This is a genomic window from Streptomyces sp. NPDC017890 (assembly GCF_044328675.1).
In the GTDB taxonomy this organism is placed as follows: domain Bacteria; phylum Actinomycetota; class Actinomycetes; order Streptomycetales; family Streptomycetaceae; genus Streptomyces.
This window is the reverse complement of record NZ_JBIRHU010000101.1, coordinates 1-2709: the sequence shown is the minus strand read 5'-3', so window position 1 is coordinate 2709 and position 2709 is coordinate 1. Positions and strand designations below refer to the sequence as shown.

Annotated in this window: 7 protein-coding genes; all 7 read left to right on the top strand. The window is 61.9% G+C overall.

Annotated features, from left to right (window positions below):
• Positions 1-81 precede the first annotated feature (81 nt).
• The 7 genes from ACH4F2_RS35595 to ACH4F2_RS35565 are packed head-to-tail and all read left to right on the top strand — an operon-like array spanning position 82 to position 2709.
• The gene (locus ACH4F2_RS35595) at positions 82-639 is read left to right on the top strand and encodes a hypothetical protein (protein ID WP_021343816.1); all 558 of its coding nucleotides are present in this window, start codon (positions 82-84) and stop codon (positions 637-639) included.
• Between the two features lie 3 nt (positions 640-642).
• Entirely contained in the window at positions 643-813 is a 171-nt protein-coding gene (locus ACH4F2_RS35590; protein ID WP_021343815.1) for a hypothetical protein, read from the top strand.
• Positions 810-1406 carry a hypothetical protein gene (locus ACH4F2_RS35585; RefSeq protein ID WP_351644967.1) on the top strand — a complete coding sequence of 199 codons (597 nt, stop codon included), beginning with the start codon at positions 810-812 and terminating at the stop codon, positions 1404-1406. Before ACH4F2_RS35590 ends, ACH4F2_RS35585 begins: the two co-directional genes overlap by 4 nt.
• On the top strand, positions 1406-1552 hold the full coding sequence (locus ACH4F2_RS35580) for a hypothetical protein (RefSeq protein WP_021343813.1): 147 nt from the start codon (positions 1406-1408) through the stop codon (positions 1550-1552). Before ACH4F2_RS35585 ends, ACH4F2_RS35580 begins: the two co-directional genes overlap by 1 nt.
• Positions 1530-1790, top strand: coding sequence for a hypothetical protein (locus ACH4F2_RS35575; RefSeq protein WP_021343812.1), 261 nt, complete (start codon positions 1530-1532; stop codon positions 1788-1790). Before ACH4F2_RS35580 ends, ACH4F2_RS35575 begins: the two co-directional genes overlap by 23 nt.
• On the top strand, positions 1787-2167 hold the full coding sequence (locus ACH4F2_RS35570) for a hypothetical protein (protein WP_287485998.1): 381 nt from the start codon (positions 1787-1789) through the stop codon (positions 2165-2167). The genes ACH4F2_RS35575 and ACH4F2_RS35570 overlap by 4 nt, the downstream gene beginning before the upstream one ends.
• Positions 2164-2709 carry a 3'-5' exoribonuclease domain-containing protein gene (locus ACH4F2_RS35565; RefSeq protein WP_351644451.1) on the top strand — a complete coding sequence of 182 codons (546 nt, stop codon included), beginning with the start codon at positions 2164-2166 and terminating at the stop codon, positions 2707-2709. The genes ACH4F2_RS35570 and ACH4F2_RS35565 overlap by 4 nt, the downstream gene beginning before the upstream one ends.

Here is a 2709-nt window from a genome sequence, read left to right as displayed (position 1 = left end):
GGCCGACACACTCGCGAACTTCCTCGCCAGCAGCCTCCCGTACTCCATCGACCCGACACAGGACCACACAACATGCGCGAAATGACTCGACTCGCCGCCACGTGCGCCGCCGGCATCACCTCCATCGCACTCCTCGCCGGATGTGGACCGAACGAATCGGACTCCCGCAACTCCGAACGCGCCACTGTCGACAACACCTACGACAAGCTCGTCGCGAACCAGCCCGCACACAGCATGGATTTCTCGCCGACCCGCGCGACGAAGAACTTCTGGATCGACACCTGGGGAAAGAACCCCGGCAAACTGTCCTACGTCTACCTGCAGTCCGCCGACGGGAAGCTGCTCGGCTACTACGTACTCGAAGGACTGCCCGTCAACTACTGCACGAGCCTCGTTCCGACGTACGAAATCAACAGCAGCGAAAACGGCAAGGTCGTCGTACCCCGACCCAGCATGGACGGCACCTGGTCATCGGGCAGCGGCGGCTGCAACGCCTACTACGGCAAGGACGCCACCAGCGGCGCATACATCGAATACACCGCAGGCCTCGGTATCAACGTCCTGCTCTACGACGCGCCGCTCGCACGACAAGACGTCCAACCCCTCGGCAACACCCGCATCGAGGACCTACCGAAGTAGGCCATGAGCCATCCCGAAGAGACACGGTTGGGCGACGGATTCCTCCTCGCCCAACCGCTGTCAGACGAGACCATCCACAAAGCGCGCCTCGCGGTCTGCGCCGCAGCCGATCATGCAGACGACGCCACCACCATGCTCGCCATGCTGGGAATCCTCCCCGGAGACAACCAATGAAGATCGTCACCCACACCAACGGCATCGACTTCGCCTTCCAACGAGTCCGGGAACTCCGACTCGACGGCCGAACCGACGACGCCGAGTACCTGCTCACCTACCTGCAGACGATGGCCGCGTACGCGTCGGTGCATTCGCATCACAACTCGATCCCGTTCCGCGGCGATGAACCCGAAGACGAATTCCGGGTCAAGTTCGACGAGGCAGTCGGACTGACCGCCCGAACCTATCGACCGAACATCATCGAAGTGCGACCGGCGTCCGAAAAGCCCACCGCGACATTCCTGTTCTGGGGCGAATCCGACGATTGCATCGAAGTCGACGGCGCCGTGCGCGAGGAGTTCAGCCAGTTCAACTCGATGTGGACTGCGACCATCACCGCACCCGACGGCAAACAGAAGATGTTGGTCTCCGGCTGGTACGCCGACAACGGCTGCTGGAACTTCGCCATCGGACAGGTCGACGAAGCAACACCGCTCCCGAAGTGGCCGACCTCGGTCAGCCAGCGGCACGATAGGGGAGAGCACTACTCGACGCTCCTCGAGGTGACCGCTCCGGCCGGCTCCACCCTCACTCCGAGCAAGAGCGAGTGATGGCCGCCAAAATCCCGCCGCTCGATCCGGCAATGCAACGCGACATCGACGAACTACGCGCACACATCTTCAACGACGGCTACGACACCGGATACCGGGCAGCGATGAGAGAGAAGGAAACCGATGGCAACCTACCGGGACAGTGACGAATGGCGCGCCGTCGAGCAAGCCGTGTCGAACCTCGCGATGTCGGTACTTGGCGAAGACTACCGGGCAGGGGACTTCGTGCTGTGCGTTCACAGCATGCCGATGACTGATCAAGCCGAACATCTCGGCCACTACGGGCATTTCTCGACGAGCGTTCTGCCGCACGTCAACCGCGGATTGCTCATCGAATCCGATGAATACTGGGGCGAGCTGGCCGGTTCGGACGAAGACGAATGACACTGCATCTGCCGGACCTCTACCACTGGGCGCCGACCGACCGACGCAAATCCATCACACGCCACGGCCTACGTCCCGGCTCCAAACCGACAGTCGGATCCGGGATCACAGTCGGTGGCCTCGACGAAGCCGGGGCCGGTGACGCCAGACCGATGGTGTGCATGAGCGCAGACCCCGCGACCGCCTGGCGGTACTCCGCTGGCATGCGATGGATGAAACACATTCCGTCGTGGGATCTTTGGCAAGTTCGCCTCGACCGCGGCGACGAAATCTTCGTACTCCCGTTCTACGGAACCGCGCCCAACGAAATCCGCTGCGCAAACCGGATACCGAAATCCCGCCTCATCCTTCTGGCCACCAAGGAGGTTCACACGTGAAGTACTTCTACGACACCGAATTCCACGAGGACGGTTCGACGATCGATCTGATTTCGATCGGAATCGTTGCCGAGGACGGACGCGAGTACTACGCGGTCAACTCGGACATGGACCGCGACCGCATCGCGAAGAACGACTGGTTGTGCCAGAACGTCGTCCCGCACCTCCCTCTCAACGGCGGTAAGCCGACGAGAGGGTTCGGCTCGAACCAGTGGTCGTGGTCTCTGAACAAGCGGTCGGTGCTAGTGAAGCCGAAGTGGGTCATCGCCAACGAGGTGCGTGAGTTCCTGCTCGCGGCCCCGGAACCGGAACTGTGGGCCGACTTCGGTGCCTACGATCACGTCGCGCTCGCGCAATTGTGGGGACCAATGATCATGCTGCCCAAAGGCCTACCGATGTATACCCGCGAGTTTCAGCAGCGGCTCGACGATCTGGGGCGACCAGAGCTGCCCGAGCAAGTCTCCGGTGAGCACAATGCGCTCGACGACGCCAGATACCTCAAGAACTGCTTCGACGCTACCGAGCACCGGAGCACAGTATGA